Here is a 24,435-nt window from a genome sequence, read left to right on the forward strand (position 1 = left end):
GGGCTGCAACAGCCGGCGTTTTTTTGGTGGCATGCAGCGGGGCGGCTGCCGCCCAGCCTAATGAAGCCGCCTACAAGGACGCGCTGAGCCTGCGTGAGCGCACGATGTACCTGACCGATGGGGTGGCGGATGCGGCCGTCTGGTCAAACGACGGCAGCCACTTCCACTATCGTCGGACCGAGAAGGACGGTTTTCGCTTCATCAGTGTTCGCTTGGCGGACAGGGAGAAGCGCGATGCGTTCGATCATGCGCGTCTTGGCGGTGCGATCGGCAAGATCACTGGCGACACCTATCGCGCCGATCGCCTGCCGTTCAGTGAGTTCGCGCTCTCCCCCGACGATCGCGCCATCCTGATCGCGGTTGGTGACCGGCGGCTCACCTGCGCGCTCGACACCTATGTCTGCCGCCCCACACCTGCCGCGCCGGGTCGTCCCAAGGCGATCGGCGTGCTGCGTGACCTAAGCGTGCCGGCCGACAACACGCCGCGCGTGTCACCGGATGGCCGCTATGTCGCGATGGTCGAGGGCGACAATCTGGTGGTGCGCGCTACGGCCGACGGACGCGAGCTGGTCCGCAGCGGCGACGGCTCACCCGGCAATTTCTACGATCCGGAGACGATCACCTGGTCGCCGGATTCTACGCGCGTCGTCATCAACCGCGTGCGCGCGGGGCATCGCCGCGAGATCTATCGCGTGGCGAGCTCGCCCACCGACCAGCTCGAACCCAAGCTGATCACCCAGCTGTACCCGAAGCCCGGCGACGTGATCGATATCGATCGCCCCATCCTGTTCGATGTCGCTGCCGCCAAGCAGATCGACGTCGACCCGGCATTGTTCGACAATCCCTATCAGCTGGGCAAGGTGACGTGGCGCAAGGATTCCGCCAGCTTCGCCTTCACCTACAATCAGCGCGGTCATGCGGCGTACCGGCTGATCGAGGTGGATGCGCGTACCGGCAAGCCGCGCGAGGTGATGGCGGAGAAGTCCGACACCTTCGTCTATGCGCCCCGCATGGACCATCGCGATGTCGATGGCACCGGGCGCGAGATCATCTGGATGTCGGAGCGCGACGGCTGGAACCACCTCTACCTGGTCGACGGGCGCGGGGGCAGGATCCGCAACCAGATCACCAAGGGTGACTGGGTGGTGCGCCGCATCGTCAGCGTCGACCCCGCGACCCGCACGATCATCTTCACCGCCAATGGCCGCGAGGGCGGCGATCCATATCTCCAGCATTTCTACCGCATCGGCTTCGACGGCCGCGGCCTGACGCGGCTGACGCAGGCGGACGCGTTCCACGATGTCGTCTTCTCGCCGGACGGGCAGCATTATGTCGACATCTATTCGCGCACCGACATGCCGCCGGTCGCCGAGCTGCGCCGCACCGCCGACGCCTCGCTGGTGGACACGATCGAGAAAGCCGACATCTCGCGCCTGCTCGCCGCTGGCTGGAAGGCGCCGGAGACGTTCGTCGCCAAGGGCCGTGACGGGAAGACCGACATCTGGGGCGTGATCGTCCGCCCGGCCGATTTCGACCCGACCAAGAAATATCCGGTGATCGAGAACATTTACGGCGCCGGCTTCGACGCCTTCGTGCCGAAGAAATGGTGGCCGTTCGGCTTCCACGCCGGCGGCGACGAAGTGGTCGGCATGCAGGCCCAGGCGAACCTCGGCTTCATCGTCGTCCAGATCGACGGCATGGGCACGCTGCACCGCTCAAAGGCGTTCCATGATGTGACGTGGAAGAATGTCGGCGAAGGCGGCGCGCCCGATCGCATCCTGTGGCACCGCGCCGCCGCGGCCAAGTACAGCTATTATGATGCCGATCGCGTGGGCCTGTATGGCGGCTCGCTGGGCGGGCAGAACGCGCTTGGCGGCCTGCTGTTCTTCCCCGATTTCTACAAGGCGGCGGTGGCGTACAACGGCTGCCACGACAACCGCATGGACAAGGTCAGCTGGAACGAACAATGGATGGGCTGGCCGATCGACGAAAGCTATTCGCGGTCGTCCAACGTCGACAATGCCTGGCGCCTGAAGGGCGACCTGCTGCTGATCTCCGGCGAGCTCGACATGAATGTCGATCCGGCGGTGACGATGCAGGTGGCCGATCGCCTGATCAAGGCGGGCAAGGATTTCGACCTGCTGGTGGTACCGGGCGCCGATCACGGCGTGGGCCGGTCGGAGGAGCCGATGGAGTACGTGCTGCGTCGCCAGTACAGCTTCTTCGTGCGCACGCTGCGCGGGGAAAGCACGCCCAAATTCAACCGGAGCGATGCCACGCCGCCGGCGCGCGCCGCGCTGACAAGCGCGAACTGATCGGTCGGGAGGCGAGCGGACCGGCGTACTTCGCCGGCCGCTCGTCCTCCTGCCCCCCGCCCCGTATGACGCCGGCGGAAAGCGATGCCCTTACATGCCGCGCGTCACCGTCTGCGACGCCGCGATCAGTTCCGGCAGGATGTTCTTGCGCATGTCCTCCGACGTCACGCGCGCCGTCGGGCAGCACACGTTTAACGCGGCGAGTACCCGGCCCTCTCGGTTGCGCACCGGGACGGACAGCGAGCCAAGCCCGATCTCCAGTTCCTGGTCGACGAAGCTATAGCCTTCCAGCCGGACCTTTTCGATCTCGGCACGCAGCTTGACCTTGGACGTCACCGTGTGCGGCGTGATCGGTTCCAGCTTCACGCGATCGATGTAGCGTTCCAGCGCATCGTTCGGTTCGGCCGCCAGCAGAACGCGCCCCGTCGACACCGCATGGGCGGGAGTCGTGCTGCCGATCGTGATGCTCACGTTCACCAGCCGTTCGGATGTCGCCCGCGCGATATAGGTCACGTAGTCACCCGTCAGGACCGCGGCGAAGACCGATTCCTGAAGCTCTCGCGAAAGGTCATTCATGACGGGCTGGATGACGTCGAGAATACCCATCGACGACAGCGCCGAATAGCCAAGCTCAAGCACCTTGGGCTTCAGGCTGAAAAGCTTGTCGTCCTTTTCGGCATATCCTTCGCGCACCAGCGTCAGCAAGAACCGCCGCACCGTGGCGCGCGTCATACCAGTCGCCCGGGAGATTTCACTCAAGGTCATCTTCGGCCGTGTACGCGTGAAGGACGATATCACTTCGAGCCCGCGGGCCAGCGAATTGACATAATCGCGATCACTGACGTCCTGTTCGGCTGAAACCATATTCACTCCTTTGCCGTGCCCGACCGTCGATCGAGGCGGCGTTGTTTGAACCCGGCCTACAATGCTTCAGCCATTGCGTCGATTCCGCGCAGCGCAGAATGCGCCATCCCCTTGCGCGATCGCGCCCCGCGGCATTATTACCACATAGCGCACATGTGTTCGCGTGACGAGCGAGGGGTTTTACGTAATGGCAGTGAGCAGTTCCGGTCTCAGCACGGCGGAGATCGACCGCAAGTTCGTGTTCCACCCCTTCACCATGCTGGCCGACCATGAGCGCAGCGGCCCACCCGTGGTGATCACGCACGGCAAGGGCGCCGTCCTGACCGATGAGCGCGGTATCGACTATGTCGATGCGATGGCCGGCCTGTGGTGCGTCAACGTCGGCTATGGTCGCAGCGAGATTGCCGACGCGCTGCGCGATCAGGCCAATCAGCTTTCCTATTGCCACGCCTTTTCCTCGATGAGCAGCGACAAGCCCGCCCTGCTCGCCCAGCGGCTGATCGACATGGCACCCGCCGGCATGTCGAAGGTGTTCTTCGGCAATTCGGGCTCGGACGCCAACGACACCCAGGTGAAATTGGTGTGGTATTACAACAATGCGCTGGGCCGCGCGCAGAAGAAGAAGATCATCGCCCGCCAGCGCGGCTACCATGGCGTGACGATCATGACCGCCGGTCTGACCGGCCTGCCGGGCCTCCACGCCGGGTTCGACCTGCCGCTGCCGATGGTGCGCCACACCACTGCCCCGCGCCGCCTGTGGGAAGGCCATGGCCTGACCGACGCGGAATTCACCGCCAAGCTGGTCGCGGACCTCGAGGAACTGATCGCGCGCGAGGGCGCGGACACGATCGGCGCGATGATCATGGAGCCGGTGATGGGCGCCGGCGGCGTGATCGCTCCCCCGGAGGGCTATTATGCCGCGATGCGCGACGTGCTTCGCCGCCACGACATCCTGCTGATCGCCGACGAAGTGATCTGCGGCTTCGGGCGCCTGGGCGCGATGTTCGGGTCCGAGCTGCTCGACATGCAGCCGGACATGATCACCGTCGCGAAGGGCCTGACCTCCGCTTACTTCCCGCTCTCCGCCTGTATCGTCGGGCAGCGGGTGTGGGACGTGCTGAGCGGCGCGGGCAGCCAGTTCGGCGCCTTCGGCCATGGCTACACCTATTCCAGCCACCCGCTGGGCGCGGCCGCCGCGCTCGCCAACCTCGACCTGATCGACAAGGAGAACATGCTCGCCCGCGTCGCCGACGAGGGTGCGCATATGCAGGCGGCGCTGCGCGCGGCCTTTGCGGATCATCCCCTGGTTGGCGAAGTACGTGGGCAGGCGCTGATCGGCGCGGTCGAGTTCGTGAAGGAAGTGCGCGATACCGGGCCGGTCGCGTTCGATCCGGCGCTGAAGGTCGCGGCGCGCATCGTGAAGGGCGCGCTAGACCGCGGCGTTATCGGCCGCGCGCTGCCGTCCGCCGACACCGTCGCCTTCTCGCCCCCCTTCGTCATCCAGCGCGAAGAGATCGACCGCTCGGTTGCTGCGTTCCGCGATGCCGCGGATCAGGTTCTGGCCGAGCTGCGCGGCAGCGGCGACGCCTGATCTGAAACTCGGTGCCGCCGCACCCCAAAAAGCGGCGGCACAGACAAGCGAAAAGGGGCGCGCACCATATCGGTCCGCGCCCCTTTCCATCTGCGGTCACGACTGCCGTTCAGGCGCGGGCGTTCTTCCGCTGATGCGCGGCCCAGGTGGTCGAGCCGATCGCCGGATCATCCAGGTTGCGCGGGGCCAGCGGCTTCACGACCTGATTGTGCGGTCCGGTCTTCACCATCTCCGGATCGCGATACGCCTCATCGACGACATGGGCGAGAACATCGATCCAGTAATCCACGTCCTCGCGCGACCACATCTCGCCGGCTTCCGGCGTGAACGGCTGCGGCACGATCCATGGCTCATGGCTCAGCCAGAATGCGTCGATGCCGAAATCGCCCATGCGGTTCTGCACATCGAGCGCGCTGACGCCGGTGTCCTCGAACAGTTTCTCCATGCTGAAGCGGGTCATTTCCAGACGCCAGCCGGGCATGTCGGGGTGCGAGCGGGTGACACCGCGCACCTCAAGCAGGCGCTTCTCCATGTAATTGTTCAGCAGCACCGACATGTCGGACGCTTCGGACAGCCCCTCGACGCCCATCGCGCGGACCCAGGCATATGCCTTGAACACCTGATGCAGGTTGCCGAGATATTCGCGCACCTTGGGCGCATCGACCGATCCGTCCTCAAGCGTGAAGCGATCCTCGGCACGCACCACGCGCGGCCCCGGCAGGAACGGCAACAGCTCTGCCGAACAGCCATAGGCGCCGACAGCCGGCCCACCGCCGCCCTTCGACACGCCGAACGTCTTGTGCAGCATGAACATGCACGCATCGAAGCCCAGGTCGCGCGCGCGGATCTTCGTCATCACGCCGTTGAAATTGGCGTGATCGTAGAAAGCGAGGCCACCGGCGGCCTTTACGATCCGCACCCATTCGTCGATCTCGGGGTTATAAACGCCCATGTCGTCGGGGTTGTTGATCATCAGCGCTGCCGTCTTCGACGACACCGCGGCGCGCAGCGCGTCCAGTTCGGGATAGCCGTTCGGCCCCAGCGGAAGCGTGATGACATCGAAACCGGCGGTCGCGGCGGTCGCCGGGTTGCACGGATGCGACTGGATGCTGGTGATGATCTCGGTGCGCTGCCCCGCCTCGCCACGCGACGCGTGCCACGCGCGGGTGATGCATGCCTGCGTATAGGCGGCGTCCGCCCCGCCCGCCGGCTGGAAAGTGAAACCGTCCATGCCCGACAGCGCGCGCAGCGCCTCTTCCATCCCATGAACCGCGGCCAGCAGGCCCTGAATCGTATCGGGATGCTGCGCCGGATGGACGCCCGCGATCTCGCGCCGCATCGCCGTCTGCTCGCCGCGGCGCGGATTGTATTTCATCGTGCAGGTGCCGAACAGGCTGATGCCGATCATGCCCATCGTCTCCTGCGACAGGCGCAGGTAATGGCGCAGCACGTCCGGCTCGGAATTTTCCGGCAGCGCGGGCGGGTTCGCACGGCGCAGCGCGGCGGGCACGCGGGAGGCCCCGCCCTCCACGCGCGGGAAATGCTGTCCACGCCGGCCCGGCGCGCCCATTTCCATGATGATCGGCTCGTCCCAGACGGGTGCGTGATAGCGACGGAGCGTCATGCCAGGATCTCCTGCAGCGCGACGCCCAGCGCATCCACACTGGCGTCGTCATGAATTTCGGTGAAGGCGTAAAGCGCGGCCGACGGCAGCTCGGGGCACAGCTTGCCCACGTCGATCCCGCCCAGGATGTTGCGCGCGCGCAGCGCCGCATCGACGCTCGCGAAGTCGGCACGATCGTAAGAGACCGGGAATTCTTTGAAGAACCCGCCCGTCTCGGGGACGGACACTCCGGCAATTCCGGCCAGCCGCTCGGCGGCCCGGTGCGATCGATCGAGGATCAGTTCACCCACTTCGCGAAAGCCGGCCGGGCCGAGCAGCGCCATGTACACGCTGGCGCCAACCGCCCAGAGGTAGGTCGAATTGCCGGTCCAGTCCTTCCCCTCCTCACGCGAACCGTAGGAGGATTGGTGGAACCGCATCATGCCGAACGCCATCTTGCCATCGACCGTCTCGGTGATGCTGTTCAGCAGCGTCGGATATTCGGCGGTGTAGCGTTCCTCGTCGCGCGACGCGATGAAGCCGCCCAGACCGCCGCCAGCATGCATGTGGATGCCCAGCGTCTGGATCGTGCCAACTGCGATGTCCGCGCCATAGGCGCCCGGTGCAGCAATGACGCCCAGGCTGATCGGGTCGACACCAACCACCGCCTCGGCACCCACGGCGTGCGCGATATCGACGATATCGGCCACGCGATGCTCCAGCCCGCCGAGGAATGCAGGATTCTCGAAATAGACCGCCGCGATCCCGTCATCCGCCAGCGTACGCAGCGCATCGACATCGGCGCGGCCCAGCAGGTCGCACGGATATGTCTCGACCACGATCCCGCGGTCGGCACCGGCGGAGGCGCAATAGGAATGGAGCACCGCGCGCCGCTCCGGGCACATCCGCGCCGGGACCAGCACGCGGCGTCGGCCGTTCAGCCGCACCGCCATGCGCAGCGCGTGCCCGGCGGCACAGCCCCAGCTGTACACCGGCAGGCCGACCATCTCGAGCTCGAGCAGCGCGCCGAGCTGGCTGGTGAATTCGAACCAGGCCTGGTTGCGCCCGAAGTCGGACGAGGGCGTGCCCCACACCGGCGTCAGGAATTCGGCGCGGTTGACGATCTCGTCCACCACGGCGGGGACGTGATGCTGCCAACAGCCCCCGCCAAGAAAGCTCGTCATCGACGCCGCCGGCCGGTTCTGCGCCAACAGCCCGTCAAGATGCCGCGCCAGCTCCACTTCGGAGCTGAGCGTCGGCGCCATTTCGATCGGCGTGCGCAGGCGGTGATAATCTGGGATTTGCCCAAACAGGGCCTCGGTCGTGTCGGCGCCAATCGCCCGCAGCAGGTCTGCGCGTTGCTCGGCCGTCGAATTGGGCATGTAAGGATGCGCGCGATCCGGTGCTGGCATGGAGTCTCTCATGGATTTGTGCTAACAGCGCACATTATGATTGCTGTGCGAACAGGACTTGCGTGCGCCTCGGCCTGATTGTCAACCCGGTCGCCGGGATTGGCGGGCCGCTCGCGCTGAAGGGATCCGATGGCGTGAGCGGCTCCGCGCTGGCGACGACGGCTCCGTCGCTGACAACGGCGCGTGCCGCGGCGGCGCTGGCCGCGCTTGCCGGCGAACCGTGCACGATCGTGACCAGCGCAGGCGCGATGGGCGAGGATGCCGCCCGGTCCGCCTCCCTACCGTGCGACCTGGCCCACGCGGCAGCTGCCGAGCGGACCACCTCAGCCGACACGATTGCGGCAGCGCGAGCGATCCTGTCCGCCGGGGTCGACCTGCTGGTCTTTGCAGGGGGTGACGGCACCGCGCGTGACCTTCTTGCCGCTGACCTGGGGCGCTTGCCCGTCATCGGCATACCCGCCGGGGTGAAGATGCACAGTGCGGTCTTTGCGACGAGTCCCGCGACGGCTGGCACCATCCTGAAAAGCTGCCTCACCGGCTACGGTCGCCCGCCCGTTGCGGCGGACGTGATGGATCGCGATGACCGGGGTGCTATCACGCTATATGGCGTACTGCATGTGCCGCGGGCGCGCGGGATGCAGGCGGCCAAGGCAACATCGGCCAGTACCTCGGCCGCTGATCTGGAGCGTGCCGCCGCCGCGCTGGCGCGCGAATTGCGCGGCGAACCGCTGGCGATCATCGGTCCTGGCGCCACGATGATGATGGTGAAGCATGCGCTGGCGGGATGCGGCACCTTGCTGGGCGTCGATGCCTTTGCGCATGGCGAGCCGGTGGCGATCGACGCCCGTGCCGCGACGCTGCGCAGGCTGACCGCCGATACGCCGCCGCGCCTCGTGCTGGGCGTGATCGGCGGCCAGGGCATCCTCCTTGGCCGCGGCAACCAGCAGATCGACGCCGAGGTAATCGCCCGCGCTGCGCCGCAGGGCCTGATCGTCCTGGCGGACGCCGGGAAGCTGGCCGCGCTCAGCGATGCGACATTGCTGGTCGACAGCGGCGACGCGGCGCTGGACCGCGCCATGGAGGGCTATGTCCGCGTGCGGACCGCGCCCGGCCGTTCGATGATGATGAAGCTGCGCGCCGCTTGAGCCAGGCGACTTCTGCTCACGCCCCGCGCGGTGATGAGCGCCTGATGTCATATGCATCGCCGGGCTCTCCAGCGACAAACCGGTCCGGCGCAAAGCCCATCGCACGCGCGGCGGCGGCGAGCAGCCGCGGTGGCTCCTCACGCGGTTCGTCGGTGAGCTGGAACGTGCCCCAGTGGATGCCGATTGCCTGTGCCGCGCCGACCTGCTCGCAGATGCGCACGGCTTCGGCCGGGTCGACATGCTGGGGCGCCATGAACCAGCGCGGGGCATAGGCGCCGATCGGGATCAGCGCGGCGTCCGGGCTGCCGAGCCGCTCGGGCAATTGTTCAAAGATCGCGCCGTCGCCATAGCCAGTGTCGCCGGCGAACCAGATCGTCCCCGCCGGCGTCGTCAGATAATGGCCGCTCCACAAGGACATGCGCACGTCCGTCGGCCAGCGGTTCGCCCAATGATAGGCGGGGGTCAGCGTCGTCGCCACGCCCTCGCCCAGCCGCAGCGTGTCCCACCAATCCCCCGCGAGACAGCGTGCGCCGGGCACGCCGGCGCGGACGATCGCGTCATTGCCCAGCGGCATCGCCATCAGCGGATCATGCGCCGCCTGCAGCCGGCGCAACGTCGCGATATCCAGATGATCGTAATGCGCATGGCTGATCAGCACGACGTGGATCGGCGGCAGATCCTCGAACCGGATGCCGGGCGCCGTCACACGCCGGGGCCCGAGCCGGCTGAACGGACTGGCGCGCGGCGACCACACAGGATCGGTCAGGATGTTCCAACCCGCCGCCTGGATCAGCGTGGAGGCATGGCCGACCATGGTGATGCGGATCCCCGGCACGTGCGCGTCGGGGACCGCGGGCGATACCGGCACCGTTTCGGGCCAGCGTGCTGCGCCCCCCGCCAGTTTCCACCGCAAGATGGCGCGCAGCCCGCCCTCCGGCCCCGATTGCCCGGGGTTGAAGAAGCGGGTGCCGTCGAAATGGTCGGTCGGGGCCCCTTGGTAATAACGGTTGCGCGCCACGCCGGTCAGCGACGCTCGACCGATCCAGCAAAGGTGACGCCCCCGCGCATCGCGCTCACGCCGCCGCCGCGCCGCGATCGGGATTGCGCTGCCACACCTGTTCGGCGAGCAGGGTGGCAAAGCCGAGCCAGGCGACGAACGGCACGCCGAGCAGCCCGGCCGGTCGGTCTACCCGGCTGGCCGCGACGACATAGCCTGCGCCGGTGCCCATCATCATCGCCGATGCCGCGGTGCTCGCGCCAAGCGCGCGCTTGCGGAAGAACAATTCGGTCCAGCCGCCGATCATCCCGGTGTTGAGCAGCCACAGGCCCACGCCCAGATTTCGGCTCGTGCTCGCGGGTGCGCGGAGCAGGCGATAGCCGCCCACCGCGAGCCCCGTTTCGAGCGCCGGCCAGACCGCGCCGAAGGCGGCGTCGGGCGGGGTGAACGACGGCTTGTCCAGCCGGCGATACCACCCGCGAATGCCGGGGTGGCTCTTGTCAGGGGCGTTGCGTCGACCGACCAGCGCGCTCACGCCCATGACCCCAGCAACGATCGTCGCTGCTGCGACGCGCGAAAGCCCGGTCGCGGGCTGCGTGCGGGCGGCGATCATGCGCCGAGATACCGCTGCAGATCGTCGCTGCCGCCGATCCGTTCACCATCGATGAAGACCTGCGGCGTGGTCTCCACACCCTGGTCCGCCTTGAACGCATCCACCTCTTCGCGCGTCGAGAGAATGCGATCGTCAACGGCATATCCCTCCGTTTCCAGCATCTCCTTCGCACGCACCCCGAACGGGCAAACATGGTCGGGCAGCACCATCCGGTACAAAATCGCAGACTTTTGATCCGCCACCAGCGTCTCCATCACATCAATGATCCTTGTCGCGGAACACAGCGCAGGATGGCGTCGTCAGTTCCCATGGCCGCCCCGCCCCGGTCAGCCACCGACCATGAGCGGCGATTCGATGTTCCACCTTCGTTCCGGATCAGCTATAGCCGCTGCCATGCCGATCCGGCCGATCACCCGCCGTTCCCACCGCGCGCTCCTGGCGGATCACCGCTGATGGCGCGGCGCGCGGGCAGTGCCGATCTGCCGCTGCATGGCGGCCGCGTGCCTGCGTGGCTGGGGCAGCGGATGGCGCGACTGGGCGCGGTGATCGCAGAGGCGATCGTAATCGAATATGGGCGCGACGAATTCCTTCGCCGGCTGGCCCATCCCTTCTGGTTTCAATCTTTTGGCGCGGTGATGGGGATGGACTGGCATTCCTCCGGCATCACCACCAGCGTGCTGGGCGCGCTGAAGCGGGGGCTGGCGCCGCGCGCGGGCGACCTTGGCCTCCACGTCTGCGGCGGGCGCGGCCGCCATAGCCGCGCCACGCCGGCGGAACTCGCCGCGGTGGGTGCGCGCGTCGGTATCGACGGCGACGCGCTTGCCCGCGCCAGCCGGCTGGTCGCCAAGGTGGACAGCGCGGCGGTGCAGGACGGGTTCGATCTCTATCTTCACGGCTTCATCGTCGGCGACGACGGGCGCTGGGTGGTCATCCAGCAGGGGATGAATGGCGATCGCCGTCAGGCCCGGCGTTACCACTGGCTGTCGGAAGGGATGGAAAGCTTCCTCGATGCGCCCCATGCCGCAATCGAGGGGAACAGCCGCGGGCGAATCGTGAACCTGGCAGACACCCGCGCCGCCGCCTCCCGCGACCGGCAACTGTCGCTGCTGCGTGATGAGGGCCCGGACGGCGTTGTCGGGCTGCTCCGCGACATCGATCCGGAAGCGGGCGGCCACCGACCCGCGCCGCCCGATCCGCAGGCGATGCTGCCGCATCTCGCGATGCCGGCCCATCACGATGTCAGGTCGGAGAACGTCGTCACCCGCCGCCTCCATGGTGCGCTTGCCGCTGCGGCTGAGCGCGGGCCGGCGGACTTCCCGGAGCTGCTGCTGATCCCCGGCATCGGTGCGCGTACCGTCCGCGCGCTCGCGATGGTGGCGGAGGTCGTGCACGGCGCACCCTGTCGGTTCAGCGATCCGGCACGCTTCAGTCTGGCGCATGGCGGCAAGGACGGCCACCCCTTCCCGGTGCCGACGCACGTTTATGATCAGACGATCGGCGTGATGAAGGCGGCCGTCACGGCCGCACGGCTCGGGCAGGATGAGAAAAGCGCCGCGCTCCGCCGCCTCGATCGACAGGCACGCCGGCTCGAGGCGCGTGCGCGCGGCCCGTCAGTCGAGGCATTCATCGCCGAGGAACGCCGCCAGTCGCACGCCTACGGCGGTCGCAGCGTGTTCGGCCATGAAGTCGCGCCGCGCGACGCCGCGGCACAATGATGGCCATGGACATGCTGTTCGACCTGCCTGCCATGCCTGCGCAGCCTGCCCTCCCCGGCCTGTCCACCACCAGCGATCTGGTCACGGCAGCGGAGGAGCAGCAACTGATCGCCGCGATCGATGCCACGGCGCTCGCGCCATTCCGCTTCCAAGGCTGGACCGGCAAGCGGCTGACCAGCTCCTTTGGCTGGCATTATGATTTCGATCGCGGTCGGCTGGAGCCGGGGGTGCCCTTCCCCGACTGGCTGATTCCGATCCGCGATCGGGCCGCCGCCTTTGCCGGCATTGCCGCCGCCGATCTCGTCCAGGCGCTCCTCATCCGCTACGATCCCGGCGCTGGCATCGGCTGGCATCGCGACCGGCCTGCCTTCGGCCATGTGCTCGGCATCTCGCTCGGCGCGCCGGCCGCGATGCGCTTTCGTCGCCGGGCAGGCGCGAAATTCTCCCGCGTCACCGTGCCGCTGGCGCCGCGCGGCGCCTATCACCTCAGCGGCATGGCACGCGACGACTGGGAACATAGCATCGCCGCGATGGAGGAAACCCGCTGGTCGATCACCTTGCGCAGCCTGCGCACTGCGGTCGGAGACGCGCGCTGACGGTCGCCGCTCCGTAAGATTGCTGAGCGCACCCGCGCGCACGGCCTGTCATTCCCTGTGATCCGCACAGCGGACAAAAAGCCAACGGGAGCGGAGGACAGGAGATGGCGCATCGCGCGCGGATCGTGCTCGCGTTTGTCGCCGTACCGCTGTTGCTGAGCATCCTGTGGGCCTTCAGCATGATGCGCACCCCAGGCTCCGGCGGCTTCTGGGGGGTTCGCCATACGCTGATCAATTACACCGGGCTGGTGGCGATCGGGCTCATGTCCGTCGGGTTGATCCTGGCCGCGCGCCCCGTCCAGATCGAAGGCTTCCTGGGTGGGCTGGATAAATACTACCGCCTGCACAAATGGTTCGGGATCGCGGCGACGATCGTCGCGATCATCCATTGGTTGATCGAGATCCTGCCGCGCAATTTTGTGCGTTGGGGTTGGCTGGAAGCACCCGTGCGCCGCCCACGAAGCGGCGCCGCAGTACCGGCCGGCTTCGACCCGTTCCGCGACTGGCATGGCGCCGCGGTCAGCGTGGCGGAGCCTGCGCTGTACCTGATGATCGCGCTGGTGCTGATCGCCTTGTGGAAACGCTTTCCCTATCGGCTGTTCTTCACCACCCACCGGCTGCTTTCGGTCGTCTTTCTCGTGCTGGTGTTCCACGCCACGATCCTCATGGGGCGCACCTATTGGGCGGCGCCGATCGGGCCTTTCCTGAGCGTGCTGATGGCCGCCGCATCGGTCGCGGCCATGGCATCGCTGTTCCACCGCATCGGCAAATCGCGCCGTGCGACGGGTACGATCGAGGCGGTCGAGCATTATCGTGACAGCAACGTGACCGAGGTGGTCGTCCGCCTCACGACTGCCTGGCCCGGGCATCTTGCCGGCCAGTTCGCCTTTGTCGACTTTGGCGACCGGGAGGGCGCGCACCCCTTTTCGATCGCCTCTGCCTGGCGCCATGACGGCCGTCTCCGCTTCGGCATCAAGGGGCTGGGCGATTATACCAAGGCGCTGCCCGACCGCCTGTTTCCCGGACAGACCGTCACGATCGAGGGGCCCTATGGCCGGTTCGATTTCGATTCCGGCCGCCGCCAGTTGTGGATCGCCGGCGGGATCGGCATCGCCCCCTTCGTCGCCGGGCTCGAATGGCTGGCGGATGAGGATCGGCCAGCCAGCGTCGACCTGATCTATTCCACCAGGATGCGCGACGATGCACTGCTGCATCGTCTGTCCGAGCTGGTCGATCGCACCGGCGTGCGGCTGCACCTGCTCGTCACCCCGCCCGACCCGCAGCTGACGGTTCCACGCCTTGAGGAAATGGTGCCCGACTGGCGATGTGCCGATGTCTGGTTCTGCGGCCCCGCCGCCTTCGGGGATGCGATGCGCGGCGGCATGATCGCCAACGGCTTTCCGGCGTCCCGCTTCCATCAGGAATTCTTTGAGCTGCGCTAGCCGCCTGCCCAGCCGCGTGGCGGCAGCACCTGTCGTCGTGCCCTGTAATGGCCACGGCCACCCGAGCCATCCGTGCATCCCCTCACTAGACCTCGGCGCTGATCCGCTGAACTCTGGTTTCCGGACAGCGTTCAACCCGTGCTGCCCTACTCGAAGGAGTTTCCAATGACGCGAAGCTTTGTAATCGCGGGGGCAATCCTGGCCGCCTGCGCAGCTACCACCGGTTCGGCCCAGACGACGCCCCAGATCGAACGGCAGGCCCAGGTGCCGCAGAAGGACGGCATGACCTACATCGACGTGTTCAAGGTGAACAAGAAGATGGAGACGATCACCTGCCGCGACTTCAACCTCGTGGACGTCAATTATCGCCCGCAGGCCGTCGTCTTTGCCGCGAATTATGGCCCGAAGGGAAAGATGTCCGATCCGTCGGTCACCGTCGACGGCGTCGCCAGCGTCGTGCCAGTCGTGGTGGACGCTTGTCGTGCAACCCCGGGCAACAATTTCGTCGCCGCCGTCCGCCGTGCCATGGCGCAGCAGCGTGCCGGCATGAAACGTTAACTCCCCGCCTCGGTGCCGGCGCTGACCGCGTCGGCACACTTTTTGGCGCGGTTGCGTGAACCCGATCGATAATGGCCGGCACGGATCGCGCACGACGGTGCCGTCTTGGCGGACTGACGCTCGCACGAACCTGGATCGTGACCGTTCCGATGGGATGGCGACGGTTTAGCCGCCGCGGCACGCTGCAGCCGTGTGGCTCGCAAGTGCGCCTCACCGCGCGATCACGCGCTGTGGATGGATCGTAATGTGGTGGAAATGGTGGAGCCGAGGGGGATCGAACCCCTGACCTTCGCAATGCCATTGCGACGCTCTCCCAGCTGAGCTACGGCCCCATTCCGTTGGGAAGGCGCCCACTAACGGGGCGCTTCAGACTTGGCAAGCGGCCTTTTTGAAGAAAGCCGCCTGCCAGCCTATTTTTCTTCAGACGATCAGTTGTTGTCGTCGTCGTCGGTCGGCGCTTCCACGCCCAGATCGTCGTCACCGCCCAGATCGACTTCGTCGTCAGCGTTGGGCTCCTCGTCCTCGTTCTCGACCAGATCCGTATCGTCATCGCCAGCGAGATCGCTGTCGGCTGCCTTCTCGGACTTCGCCGCCTCGAACGGCATCGGCTGCTTGGACTTGAGGATCGGCTCCGGCTCCCATGCGTAGCCGCATTCGATGCACGTGACCGGCTCGTCCTTCTGCAGGTCGTAAAAACGCGTCGCGCATTTCGGACACGTCCGCTTCGTGCCCCATTCCGGCTTGATCATGCCGTCTCTTGCCTTTCGGAAAATTGGTTCAGCAGGTATTGACCTGTGAAGTGGCGCGCGCCTTGCCATAGCGCAACCCCGCTGGCAAGGCGCGGCGCGCAATGGCGCACCCTGATCCCCGTCCCGTCTCCGTTCATTCGGCCCCTCGCCTCGCCGGCCGCATTCGCGTCCCAGGCGACAAGTCGATCAGCCACCGTGCGCTGATGCTCTCCGCGCTGGCGGTTGGCGAAAGCCAGGTTGAGGGACTGCTGGAAGGGGAGGACGTGCTCGCCACTGCCGCCGCGATGCGCGCGATGGGCGCCACCATCGTACGCGGCGATGACGCAATCTGGCGGATCAACGGCGTCGGCGTCGGTGGGCTGCTCCAGCCACAGGCCGCGCTCGAGATGGGCAATTCGGGCACCTCGACGCGCCTCCTGATGGGGCTGGTCGCCAGCCATCCGATCACCGCCACCTTCACCGGCGACGCGTCGCTGTCAACGCGGCCCATGAACCGCGTCATCGATCCGCTCTCGACGATGGGCGCGGAGTTCACCGCCTCGCCGGGCGGCCGGCTGCCGCTGATGGTGCGCGGCCTGTGCCCTGCGGTGCCGATCACCTATCGCCTGCCGGTCGCCTCGGCGCAGGTGAAGTCCGCCTTGCTGCTGGCCGGCCTCAACACGCCCGGCATCACGCGCGTCATCGAACCGGTGCCGACGCGCGATCATAGCGAGCGGATGCTGGCCGGATTTGGCGCGGAGATCAGCGTCGAGGAGAGCGATGAAGGGCGCATCATCTCGCTCACGGGCGAGGCGGAGCTTCGCCCACAGTCGATCGTCGTGCCGGGCGACCCCTCCTCCGCCGCCTTCTGGATGGTCGCCGCGTCGATCGTCCCGGGCAGCGACGTGGTGATCGAGAACGTCGGCCTGAACCCGACCCGCGCCGGCCTCGTCACGGTGCTTCGCCTGATGGGCGCGGACATCGTCGAACAGGATCCGCGCGTCGTCGGCGGGGAGCCGGTCGCGGACCTGCGGGTGCGCCATGCCGCGCTGTCGGGGATCGAGGTGCCGCATGACGTCGCGCCGTCGATGATCGACGAGTACCCCGTATTGTTCGTCGCCGCCGCCTTTGCCAGCGGCCGGACGATCGCGCGTGGCGCGGACGAGCTGCGCGTCAAGGAATCGGATCGCATCGCGGTGATGAAGGCCGCACTGGAGGCCAATGGCGTCCCTTGCGAGGAGCATGAGGACGGGTTGACGATCGAGGGGACGGGCGGCGATCCGATCCCCGGCGGCGGCACGGTTGCCTCGCGGCTCGACCATCGTATCGCGATGAGCATGGCGGTGGCCGGCCTACACGCCGCGCAGCCGATCGCGATCGATGACGCGAGCCCCGTCGCCACCAGCTTCCCCAGCTTCTTCGATCTGCTGACCCAGCTTGGCGGCCGCGTCACATGGGCCTGAGCACGGGCCTGAACAGGGGCCCGAACAGGGGGCCGACCGGCGCCGCATTGATCGACCGCCGCGCGCTGATCGCTGGCGGTGCCAGCCTGGCGGGCGTCGCACTCGCCGGTGCCGGCCCGGCGCGGGCGCGTGATCTCGCCCGGCCGACGCGCGAGCTGATGGTCCCGGTCGAGGGCGGGCGCGTCTATGTCCGCGTCGATGGCGACCTCGCCGGCGCGCGCGCGCCGATCATCATGGCCCATGGCGGCCCTGGGGGAACGCACGCGAGCTTCCTCGAAGCGCTCGCGCTCGCCGGCAAGCGGGCGGTGATCCTCTACGACCAGCTCGATTCCGGCCGCTCCGATCACCCCAACAATCCTGCCAACTGGCGCGTCTCGCGCTTCGTTGATGAGCTGGAGGCGATCCGCGCCGCGCTGGGCGTCGCTCGCTGGCACATGCTCGGCGCAAGCTGGGGCGGAACGATCGCGCTTGAATATGGCGCCCGCCGGCCAACGGCCCTCGCCGGACTGGTGCTCGCCAGCCCGCTGATTTCGACCCGCAGCTGGCTGGCCGATGCGCGCGCGCTGATCGGGGAACTGCCCACCCCCATCCAGGAGGAGCTGCGTCGCTGCGGCGCGCTCACCCTGCCCGCCCCGCCGCCCAGCTGCGACGAGCCGACCCGTGCATTCTATGCGGCGTTCAACCGGCGCGAGCCGCCGGCGCCTGATATCAAGGCCTACACCGGTCAGGGCCGCGGCTTCAACGCGGAGCTGTATCGCGCGATGTGGGGCGCCAGCGAGTTCGTTTCGACGGGGACGCTCAAGGATTATGATGGCGAGCCGTTGCTCGCCAAGCTCGAGGGGAAGCGTACCTTGTTCCTTTGCGGTCAGTATGACGAGGCACGCCCCGTCACCGTCGGCGCCTTCGCCGCGCGGGTGCCCGGCGCCGGCTTCGGCGTCGTCCCGGGGGCCGCCCACGGCCTGTTCAACGATCGCCCGGCGGAGACGATCGGCATGCTGCGTGCCTGGCTCGCCCGGCAGGACGTGCTGGCATGATCATCGCCGTTGATGGCCCCGCCGCGTCGGGCAAGGGCACGATCGCCAAGGCACTGGCGCGCCACTATAATCTCCCGCATCTCGACACCGGGCTGCTGTACCGCGCGGTGGCCGCGACGGTGCGCCGGCTGGAACTCGATCCGACGCGCGAGGCCGATGCCGTCGCCGCGTGCGACTTCGACGAACTGACGCTCGCAGACCCGGTGCTGCGCGAGGAGGAGATCGGCAAGCTCGCCTCCGTCGTCTCCGCGCATCCGCTGGTCCGCGCCGCGCTGCTCCAGCGGCAGAAAAGGTTCGCACATCAGGAGGGCGGCGCCGTCCTCGACGGGCGTGACATCGGCACCGTCATCGCGCCTGATGCCGATGCCAAGCTGTTCATCCGCGCGACGCCTACGATCCGCGCCCGCCGCCGCCACAATGAACTGATTTCCCACGGCGCATCGGTCAGCTTCGACCAGGTGCTCGCCGACATCCGGGCGCGCGACACGCGCGACAGCTCCCGCTCGACCGCGCCCCTGGTGCCCGCGAATGACGCGGCGCTGCTCGACACCAGCTTCCTGTCGATCGAGGCGTCGATCGAAAAGGCGATCGCCCTGGTCGAGGCACGGCGCCGCAAGGAGGGCTGACGACTCGGGGCCAGGGGTTGGTCGGCGGCGCGGTGAGCGCCTCGCAAAATTGCCCCGCCTTTCCGCCCCACCTTGCTCCCACGCCGGTGCTACGCCAACCTTGCTCCCGGCCGTCCTTTGCAGTATGGCGCACCGTCCGGCGAACCTGGGTTCGTGGAGGCATGGCGCGGAGGAGCACTCCAGCGCCCTTTTCGCATTTCGTGCGTCTTGGCCCTTCCCACCCCGGTTGCACGGATGCTGCGACGGCATGCGGCTGCCGCGGCAACGATGGCCAAGACCAGCGGAACCAACCGCTTGGCCGGAAACGAACTGACTAGGACGAACGATTTTATGGCCTCAACGGCAGCTCCCACGCGGGACGATTTCGCGGCGATGCTCGATGACATGTTCGGCGGCGCCGACAGCTTCGAGGGCCGCGTGGTGCTCGGCACCGTCACTGGCATCGAGAATGACCTCGCCGTCATCGACGTCGGCCTGAAGAGCGAAGGCCGCGTGCCGCTGCGCGAATTCGCGCCGGCGCCGGGCCAGAAGGCCGAGCTGAAGGTCGGCGACGAAGTCGAAGTGTACGTCGACCGCGTCGAGAACATGCATGGCGAAGCGATGCTGTCGCGCGACCGCGCACGCCGCGAAGCTGCATGGGACAAGCTGGAGACCGAATTCGCCAAGACCGCGCGCGTCGAGGGCGTGATCTTCGGCCGCGTGAAGGGTGGCTTCACCGTCGACCTGAACGGCGCCGTGGCCTTCCTGCCGGGCTCGCAGGTCGATATCCGTCCGGTGCGTGACGTCACGCCGCTGATGGACATCCCGCAGCCGTTCCAGATCCTGAAGATGGACCGCAAGCGCGGCAACATCGTCGTGTCGCGTCGCGCCGTTCTGGAAGAGACCCGCGCCGAGCAGCGTTCGGGCCTGATCCAGAGCCTGGCCGAGGGTCAGATCATCGAAGGCGTGGTGAAGAACATCACCGATTACGGCGCCTTCGTGGACCTGGGCGGCATCGACGGTCTGCTGCACGTCACCGACCTCTCCTACAAGCGCGTCCAGCACCCGTCGGAGATGATCAACATCGGCGACACGGTGAAGGTGCAGATCATCCGCATCAACAAGGACACGCAGCGCATCTCGCTGGGCATGAAGCAGCTCGAGAGCGATCCGTGGGATGGCGCATCGGTCAAGTATCCGGTCGGCGCGAAGCTGTCGGGCCGCGTCACGAACATCACCGAATATGGTGCGTTCGTCGAGCTGGAGCCGGGCATCGAAGGCCTGGTGCACGTCAGCGAAATGTCGTGGACCAAGAAGAACGTCCACCCGGGCAAGATCGTGTCGACCTCGCAGGAAGTCGACGTGGTGGTGCTCGAGGTCGATGCCGACAAGCGTCGCATCTCGCTGGGCCTGAAGCAGGCGCAGCAGAACCCGTGGGAGCGTTTCGCCGCCGAGCATCCGGTCGGTTCGACCGTCGAGGGCGAAGTCAAGAACTCGACCGAGTTCGGCCTGTTCATCGGCCTCGACAACGACGTCGACGGCATGGTCCACATGTCCGACATCGCCTGGGGCGTGTCGGGTGAGGACGCGCTCAACCTGCACCGCAAGGGTGAGACCGTTCAGGCGATCGTGCTCGACGTCGATCCGGAGAAGGAGCGCATCAGCCTCGGCATGAAGCAGCTGGAGCGTGGCGCACCGGTCGTGGGCGGTGCCACCGCTGGCGATCGCCTGTCGAAGAACCAGGTTGTCACCGTCACCGTTCTCGAAGTCCGCGACGCGGGCCTCGAGGTTCAGGCGGGCGACGATGGCGCGACCGGCTTCATCAAGCGCACCGATCTCGGCCGCGACCGCGACGAGCAGCGTCCGGAGCGTTTCCAGGTCGGCCAGAAGTTCGACGCGATGGTCACCGGCTTCGATCGTTCGAAGAAGCCGACCTTCTCGGTCAAGGCGATGCAGATCTCCGAGGAGAAGCAGGCTGTGGCGCAGTACGGCTCGTCCGACTCGGGTGCCTCGCTCGGCGACATCCTGGGCGAAGCGCTCAAGGCTCGTCAGAACAAGCAGTAATCCTGCATCCCAGGATTACCGAAAGGGGGGTCGGGTGGCACATGCCGCCCGGCCCCTTGTCGTTTCACGGGCGTAATAATTAAACTTTCGTTTCGGCCCTATTCTGATAGAGCTTTATCTGTATTAAGGTGAATCGAAGCCGGCGACGGCCACGGGCAGATCAAGGACGGGACAGATGATCCGATCGGAACTGGTGCAGCATCTGGCAGAGGCCAACCCGAGCCTCTCCCTGCGCGAGGTCGAGGCGATCGTCTCCACGTTCTTTGACGAGATCGTGCGCCGCCTGGCGGAGAACGGCCGGGTCGAGCTGCGCGGCTTCGGCGCCTTCTCGACGCGGGCCCGCGACGCGCGTACCGGGCGCAACCCGCGCACTGGCGAGGTGGTCGAAGTGACCGCCAAGCGCGTCCCATATTTCAAGCCTGGCAAGGAAATGCGCGTTCGCTTGAACGTGTAACGCTTGACGGCGGCGCTTCCCTGTCGCTTTTCGTCGGGCGTGATGCGCGGACGTGGCGGAACCGGTAGACGCCGGAGACTTAAAATCTTCTGCCCTCAGGGGCGTGCGGGTTCGAGTCCCGCCGTCCGCACCATCGCTCTCTCCCTGCTCCTGGCCACTACGGCCTGTGAGCGTCGGCCCGATGTCGGCGCGGTGATCGTCAGCGCGGCCGGCACCGCGCCGCGCCTGAGCCCGGTGATCCCGGCACCGGACGACCTCGCCGGGCTTCTGCTGGCCGATGCCGCAGCGCAGGGGCTGGTCCGGTTCGACGCCGCCGGGCAGATCGAACCCGGCATTGCCGAACGCTGGATCGTCACGGACGAGGGGCGCACCTACATCTTCCGCCTGCGCGAGATGACATGGACCAACGGGCGGCCGGTCCGCGCGGCAGAGATCGTCACCATCCTGCGCAGCCGGCTGCAGCAGCGCGCGCGCAACCCGCTCGCCGACTATCTCACCGCGGTCGATTCGGTGGTGGAGATGACGCCGCAGGTCATCCAGGTCGAATTGTCCCGCCCCCGCCCCGATCTGCTGAAGCTGTTCGCCCAGCCGGAGATGACCTTGGTCGACCCCGCCCGCGCGATCGGCAGCGGCCCGATGCGGATCGTGCGCCAGGCCGGCAATGTCACGCGCCTCACCCCGCGTCCGGACCCGAACCGCGCCGCCGACGAACAGCACGAGCCAGTGCCCGAGGACGACGTTCTGCTGGTGGCCGAGCGTCCTGCTGCGGGCATCGCCCGCTTCGCGGAGCGCAAGTCCGATCTGTTCGCCGGCGGGCGACTGTCCGAATGGCCGCTGGTCGCCGCGGCCGGCGTGGCGCAGGTCAACATCCGCGTCGATCCGGCGGCCGGCGTCTTCGGGCTGGCCGTCAGCCGGCGGGAGGGTTTCCTGGCGCTGCCTGAGAATCGCGCCGCCATCGCCATGGCGATTGACCGCACCGCGCTTACCCGCAGCTTCAGCCAGGATTGGCGCCCGGCGGAGGACCTGCTGCCGGCCGCGCTCGATTCAGCCGCGCCGCCTGCCCACGGGGCCTGGCAGGCGGTTCGCCCGGCCGACCGGATGGCCACCGCGCAGGCCCGCGTCAGCGCATGGCGCGAGGCGGGAAATCCCGTCCCGACGCTGCGCCTGGCCCTACCCGGCGGCTCGGGTGGCACGCTGCTGTGGGCGCGGCTGGCGGCGGATCTGTTCGCGATCGGGGTGCGCCCGGTCCGCGTGAGCGCCACTGACGACGCGGACCTGCGGCTGGTCGATCTGGTCGCCCCCTATGACAGCGCCCGCTGGTACGTGGACCAGGCCTGCCGGCCGTGTGACGAACGCGCCGCCGTCGCGATCGAGGCCGCGCGAGTCGCGCCAACGCTGGCGATCCGCGCGCGCGAGCTTGCCGCCGCGGACGAGGCGCTCGCCGCGGATGTCGCCTTCATCCCGCTCGCCCGGCCGTTCCGCTGGGCGCTGGTGGCGCAGCGGCTGCGCGCGTGGCAGCCCAACGACCGCGCGTGGCACCCGTTGAACCTGCTGCGCCGCGCCCCCAATTGATATCATCATGATCAAAGCCGATCCCAATTCGCCCATGGCATTCGCCGCGACGCTGCCGCTGGGGCGCGATCCCGAGTCCGTCCGGCGCCGGATCGAAGCGATGGAGCGCCTGCTGGAGGGCGTGGTCGACGTCCCCGGCATGAACCGCAAAGTGGGGCTGGACTTCTTCCTCGGCCTCATCCCCGTGGTCGGCGATGCGGTGGCTGCGGCGCTCGGCGCGTGGATCGTATGGGAAGCGCGCAACCTCGGGATGAGCCGGCTTCAGCTCGCGCGGATGGGCGCGCGCGTCGGCTTCGACACGTTGCTGGGCATCGTCCCTTTTGTCGGGGACGCCGCGGATTTCTTCTATCGCTCCAACACCCGCAACCTGAAGACGATCAGGCGCCACCTCGACCGCCATCACCCCTCGACGGTGACGATCGAGCGCTGATCGGATCGGCGGGGCTTGCCGTCCCGCCGCTCAGCCGGCGCTCGCGCTCGCCGGGTCGTGCTGCACCCCACCGGTCATGGGCGCTGGCACGCCGGTTGTTCCGGGGAAGGAGATCGGCAGGTCGCGCAGCGTACGCACCGCCATATAGGCGAAGCCTTCCGCCTCCATCGCGTCGCCGTTCCACCCCAAGGCATCGACCGGCTCCGGCACCAGGCCGGTCCGCTCCGCGATCATCCGCAGCATCACCGGATTGTGCCGCCCGCCGCCCGCGACTAGCAGGCGAAGCGGCCGCTCGGGCAGGTGCGACAGCGCTTCCGTCACCGTCGCTGCGGTGAACGCCGTCAACGTGGCCGCACCATCGGCCGCCCCCAGCCCGCGCACCGGCTGCACGGTGAAATCGTTGCGATCGAGCGACTTGGGCGCCGGTTGCCCGAAGAACGGATGGTCCAGCATCGCGTTAAGGATCGCCTCGTCGACGCGCCCGCTCGCCGCCAGCGCGCCATCGGCGTCGAACCGCGCCCCCGTCTCCTGCTCGACCCAACTGTCGATCAGCCCGTTCGCGGGGCCGGTGTCGAATGCCACCAGCTCGCCGTCCGCGCCGATCCAGGTGATGTTGGCGACCCCGCCCAGGTTCAGCACCGCCAGCGGCCGCGGCAGTCCGGCAGTCAGCGCGGCGTGATAGATCGGCAGCAGCGGCGCGCCCTGCCCGCCCGCTGCCACGTCCGCGCTCCTCAGATCGGCGATCGTGACGATCCCGGTGGCATCCGCCAGTGCCTGTCCGTCGCCGATCTGCCACGTCCAGCCACGATCGGGGCGATGCGCCACGGTCTGCCCGTGAAAACCGATCACGTCGACATCGGCGGCGCTCAGCCCTGCGTCGCGCAGCAGCTTCTGCACCGCCAGCACGTGCGTCCGCGTGATCAGCTCCGCCGCCGCCACCATGTCGGGGTTGGCGCGTGGCCGGTCGAACGTCAGCGCCAACGCGGTCGCCGCGGCAAGCTGCGCGCGCGCGGTGTCCGAATAAGGCTCACCACGGAATGCGACCGCCCTCACCATCGCCTCGCCGTCCGTTTCGATCAGCGCCGCATCGATCCCGTCGAGCGACGTGCCGGACATCAGCCCGATCGCCAGCATCATCTTGTCCCCATCTTGCCTGCGCTGTCCCGCGATAAGGCCAGCCTTTCAACGCGCATAGCGGCGCAGATATGGCAAAATGGTGCATTGCACATTATGT

General features: G+C 67.6%; 22 protein-coding genes and 2 tRNA genes. 15 read left to right on the plus strand and 9 right to left on the minus strand.

Annotated features, from left to right (window positions below):
• Nucleotides 1-104: 104 nt before the first annotated feature.
• The gene (locus L8F96_RS12180; RefSeq protein ID WP_334656150.1) at nt 105-2,315 is read left to right on the plus strand and encodes a DPP IV N-terminal domain-containing protein; all 2,211 of its coding nucleotides are present in this window, start codon (nt 105-107) and stop codon (nt 2,313-2,315) included.
• 90 nt (nt 2,316-2,405) lie between these two features.
• On the opposite strand, the gene L8F96_RS12185 is transcribed toward L8F96_RS12180, so the two are convergent.
• On the minus strand, nt 2,406-3,179 hold the full coding sequence (locus tag L8F96_RS12185) for an IclR family transcriptional regulator domain-containing protein (protein ID WP_046411458.1): 774 nt from the start codon (nt 3,177-3,179) through the stop codon (nt 2,406-2,408).
• A gap of 187 nt (nt 3,180-3,366) precedes the next feature.
• Here L8F96_RS12185 and L8F96_RS12190 point away from each other — a divergent pair, with 187 nt between their 5' ends.
• Nucleotides 3,367-4,770, plus strand: coding sequence for an aminotransferase (locus L8F96_RS12190; RefSeq protein ID WP_296220803.1), 1,404 nt, complete (start codon nt 3,367-3,369; stop codon nt 4,768-4,770).
• Between the two features lie 109 nt (nt 4,771-4,879).
• On the opposite strand, the gene gcvPB is transcribed toward L8F96_RS12190, so the two are convergent.
• A complete protein-coding gene (gcvPB, locus tag L8F96_RS12195; RefSeq protein ID WP_125944830.1) occupies nt 4,880-6,394 on the minus strand; it encodes an aminomethyl-transferring glycine dehydrogenase subunit GcvPB in 1,515 nt (504 codons plus the stop codon).
• Nucleotides 6,391-7,785, minus strand: coding sequence for an aminomethyl-transferring glycine dehydrogenase subunit GcvPA (gene gcvPA / locus L8F96_RS12200; protein WP_334656152.1), 1,395 nt, complete (start codon nt 7,783-7,785; stop codon nt 6,391-6,393). The genes gcvPB and gcvPA overlap by 4 nt, the downstream gene beginning before the upstream one ends.
• A gap of 62 nt (nt 7,786-7,847) precedes the next feature.
• Between gcvPA and L8F96_RS12205 the strand changes: the two genes are divergently transcribed.
• Nucleotides 7,848-8,930, plus strand: a complete 1,083-nt coding sequence (locus L8F96_RS12205) for an ATP-NAD kinase family protein (protein WP_186313978.1) — start codon at nt 7,848-7,850, stop codon at nt 8,928-8,930.
• A 16-nt stretch (nt 8,931-8,946) separates the two neighbouring features.
• Here L8F96_RS12205 and L8F96_RS12210 read toward each other — a convergent pair whose 3' ends face one another.
• Genes L8F96_RS12210 through L8F96_RS12220 form a run of 3 tightly spaced genes read right to left on the minus strand, consistent with a single transcriptional unit; the run spans nt 8,947 to nt 10,794 of the window.
• Complete coding sequence (locus L8F96_RS12210) at nt 8,947-9,948, minus strand: MBL fold metallo-hydrolase (protein ID WP_334656153.1); 1,002 nt, start codon at nt 9,946-9,948, stop codon at nt 8,947-8,949.
• Nucleotides 9,949-10,003: 55 nt separating this feature from the next.
• The gene (locus L8F96_RS12215) at nt 10,004-10,540 is read right to left on the minus strand and encodes a TspO/MBR family protein (protein WP_301089545.1); all 537 of its coding nucleotides are present in this window, start codon (nt 10,538-10,540) and stop codon (nt 10,004-10,006) included.
• Complete coding sequence (locus tag L8F96_RS12220) at nt 10,537-10,794, minus strand: glutaredoxin domain-containing protein (RefSeq protein ID WP_334656154.1); 258 nt, start codon at nt 10,792-10,794, stop codon at nt 10,537-10,539. Before L8F96_RS12220 ends, L8F96_RS12215 begins: the two co-directional genes overlap by 4 nt.
• Nucleotides 10,795-10,992: 198 nt before the next feature.
• Between L8F96_RS12220 and L8F96_RS12225 the strand changes: the two genes are divergently transcribed.
• The 4 genes from L8F96_RS12225 to L8F96_RS12240 all read left to right on the plus strand — a co-directional run bounded on the left by L8F96_RS12225 (nt 10,993) and on the right by L8F96_RS12240 (nt 14,851).
• Complete coding sequence (locus tag L8F96_RS12225; RefSeq protein WP_334656155.1) at nt 10,993-12,255, plus strand: DUF763 domain-containing protein; 1,263 nt, start codon at nt 10,993-10,995, stop codon at nt 12,253-12,255.
• 5 nt (nt 12,256-12,260) lie between these two features.
• Nucleotides 12,261-12,851 carry an alpha-ketoglutarate-dependent dioxygenase AlkB gene (locus L8F96_RS12230; RefSeq protein ID WP_417158975.1) on the plus strand — a complete coding sequence of 197 codons (591 nt, stop codon included), beginning with the start codon at nt 12,261-12,263 and terminating at the stop codon, nt 12,849-12,851.
• A gap of 104 nt (nt 12,852-12,955) precedes the next feature.
• Nucleotides 12,956-14,293 carry a ferredoxin reductase family protein gene (locus L8F96_RS12235; protein WP_046411471.1) on the plus strand — a complete coding sequence of 446 codons (1,338 nt, stop codon included), beginning with the start codon at nt 12,956-12,958 and terminating at the stop codon, nt 14,291-14,293.
• Nucleotides 14,294-14,458: 165 nt separating this feature from the next.
• On the plus strand, nt 14,459-14,851 hold the full coding sequence (locus L8F96_RS12240) for an HdeA/HdeB family chaperone (RefSeq protein ID WP_046411989.1): 393 nt from the start codon (nt 14,459-14,461) through the stop codon (nt 14,849-14,851).
• A 256-nt stretch (nt 14,852-15,107) separates the two neighbouring features.
• On the opposite strand, the gene L8F96_RS12245 is transcribed toward L8F96_RS12240, so the two are convergent.
• Together L8F96_RS12245 and L8F96_RS12250 are read right to left on the minus strand one after the other, a co-directional pair.
• A tRNA-Ala gene (locus L8F96_RS12245) sits at nt 15,108-15,183 on the minus strand.
• A 96-nt stretch (nt 15,184-15,279) separates the two neighbouring features.
• Nucleotides 15,280-15,600, minus strand: a complete 321-nt coding sequence (locus L8F96_RS12250) for a TIGR02300 family protein (protein WP_046411472.1) — start codon at nt 15,598-15,600, stop codon at nt 15,280-15,282.
• Between the two features lie 101 nt (nt 15,601-15,701).
• Between L8F96_RS12250 and aroA the strand changes: the two genes are divergently transcribed.
• From aroA to L8F96_RS12290, 8 genes are all read left to right on the plus strand, one after another.
• Nucleotides 15,702-17,042 carry a 3-phosphoshikimate 1-carboxyvinyltransferase gene (gene aroA, locus L8F96_RS12255; RefSeq protein WP_136451457.1) on the plus strand — a complete coding sequence of 447 codons (1,341 nt, stop codon included), beginning with the start codon at nt 15,702-15,704 and terminating at the stop codon, nt 17,040-17,042.
• Nucleotides 17,033-18,076, plus strand: coding sequence for an alpha/beta fold hydrolase (locus L8F96_RS12260; RefSeq protein ID WP_334656156.1), 1,044 nt, complete (start codon nt 17,033-17,035; stop codon nt 18,074-18,076). The genes aroA and L8F96_RS12260 overlap by 10 nt, the downstream gene beginning before the upstream one ends.
• A complete protein-coding gene (gene cmk / locus L8F96_RS12265) occupies nt 18,073-18,702 on the plus strand; it encodes a (d)CMP kinase (RefSeq protein WP_046411475.1) in 630 nt (209 codons plus the stop codon). Before L8F96_RS12260 ends, cmk begins: the two co-directional genes overlap by 4 nt.
• A 330-nt stretch (nt 18,703-19,032) precedes the next feature.
• A complete protein-coding gene (rpsA, locus tag L8F96_RS12270) occupies nt 19,033-20,745 on the plus strand; it encodes a 30S ribosomal protein S1 (protein WP_046411993.1) in 1,713 nt (570 codons plus the stop codon).
• A 175-nt stretch (nt 20,746-20,920) separates the two neighbouring features.
• A complete protein-coding gene (locus tag L8F96_RS12275; RefSeq protein WP_046411477.1) occupies nt 20,921-21,199 on the plus strand; it encodes an integration host factor subunit beta in 279 nt (92 codons plus the stop codon).
• Between the two features lie 46 nt (nt 21,200-21,245).
• Nucleotides 21,246-21,332 (plus strand) — tRNA-Leu (locus L8F96_RS12280).
• A 59-nt stretch (nt 21,333-21,391) separates the two neighbouring features.
• Nucleotides 21,392-22,771: an ABC transporter substrate-binding protein gene (locus L8F96_RS12285; protein WP_334656158.1), complete on the plus strand. Its 1,380-nt coding sequence runs from the start codon at nt 21,392-21,394 to the stop codon at nt 22,769-22,771.
• A 7-nt stretch (nt 22,772-22,778) separates the two neighbouring features.
• Nucleotides 22,779-23,201, plus strand: coding sequence for a DUF4112 domain-containing protein (locus tag L8F96_RS12290; RefSeq protein WP_125944838.1), 423 nt, complete (start codon nt 22,779-22,781; stop codon nt 23,199-23,201).
• 30 nt (nt 23,202-23,231) lie between these two features.
• Here L8F96_RS12290 and L8F96_RS12295 read toward each other — a convergent pair whose 3' ends face one another.
• Nucleotides 23,232-24,335: an anhydro-N-acetylmuramic acid kinase gene (locus tag L8F96_RS12295; RefSeq protein WP_046411997.1), complete on the minus strand. Its 1,104-nt coding sequence runs from the start codon at nt 24,333-24,335 to the stop codon at nt 23,232-23,234.
• Nucleotides 24,336-24,435 lie beyond the last annotated feature (100 nt).

The organism is Sphingomonas panaciterrae (genome assembly GCF_036890205.1).
Taxonomy (GTDB): Bacteria; Pseudomonadota; Alphaproteobacteria; order Sphingomonadales; family Sphingomonadaceae; genus Sphingomonas; species Sphingomonas panaciterrae.

Coding starts and splice junctions, on each gene's coding strand:
- L8F96_RS12230 (WP_417158975.1), top strand. CDS start 12,261: ATGGACATGCTGTTCGACCTGCCTGCCATGCCTGCGCAGCCTGCCCTC.
- L8F96_RS12215 (WP_301089545.1), bottom strand. CDS start 10,540: ATGATCGCCGCCCGCACGCAGCCCGCGACCGGGCTTTCGCGCGTCGCA.
- L8F96_RS12190 (WP_296220803.1), top strand. CDS start 3,367: ATGGCAGTGAGCAGTTCCGGTCTCAGCACGGCGGAGATCGACCGCAAG.
- L8F96_RS12180 (WP_334656150.1), top strand. CDS start 105: ATGTACCTGACCGATGGGGTGGCGGATGCGGCCGTCTGGTCAAACGAC.
- rpsA (WP_046411993.1), top strand. CDS start 19,033: ATGGCCTCAACGGCAGCTCCCACGCGGGACGATTTCGCGGCGATGCTC.
- L8F96_RS12225 (WP_334656155.1), top strand. CDS start 10,993: ATGGCGCGGCGCGCGGGCAGTGCCGATCTGCCGCTGCATGGCGGCCGC.
- L8F96_RS12240 (WP_046411989.1), top strand. CDS start 14,459: ATGACGCGAAGCTTTGTAATCGCGGGGGCAATCCTGGCCGCCTGCGCA.
- L8F96_RS12295 (WP_046411997.1), bottom strand. CDS start 24,335: ATGCTGGCGATCGGGCTGATGTCCGGCACGTCGCTCGACGGGATCGAT.
- L8F96_RS12235 (WP_046411471.1), top strand. CDS start 12,956: ATGGCGCATCGCGCGCGGATCGTGCTCGCGTTTGTCGCCGTACCGCTG.
- gcvPA (WP_334656152.1), bottom strand. CDS start 7,785: ATGCCAGCACCGGATCGCGCGCATCCTTACATGCCCAATTCGACGGCC.
- L8F96_RS12250 (WP_046411472.1), bottom strand. CDS start 15,600: ATGATCAAGCCGGAATGGGGCACGAAGCGGACGTGTCCGAAATGCGCG.
- L8F96_RS12260 (WP_334656156.1), top strand. CDS start 17,033: ATGGGCCTGAGCACGGGCCTGAACAGGGGCCCGAACAGGGGGCCGACC.
- gcvPB (WP_125944830.1), bottom strand. CDS start 6,394: ATGACGCTCCGTCGCTATCACGCACCCGTCTGGGACGAGCCGATCATC.
- L8F96_RS12275 (WP_046411477.1), top strand. CDS start 20,921: ATGATCCGATCGGAACTGGTGCAGCATCTGGCAGAGGCCAACCCGAGC.
- aroA (WP_136451457.1), top strand. CDS start 15,702: ATGGCGCACCCTGATCCCCGTCCCGTCTCCGTTCATTCGGCCCCTCGC.
- cmk (WP_046411475.1), top strand. CDS start 18,073: ATGATCATCGCCGTTGATGGCCCCGCCGCGTCGGGCAAGGGCACGATC.
- L8F96_RS12220 (WP_334656154.1), bottom strand. CDS start 10,794: ATGGAGACGCTGGTGGCGGATCAAAAGTCTGCGATTTTGTACCGGATG.
- L8F96_RS12185 (WP_046411458.1), bottom strand. CDS start 3,179: ATGGTTTCAGCCGAACAGGACGTCAGTGATCGCGATTATGTCAATTCG.
- L8F96_RS12290 (WP_125944838.1), top strand. CDS start 22,779: ATGATCAAAGCCGATCCCAATTCGCCCATGGCATTCGCCGCGACGCTG.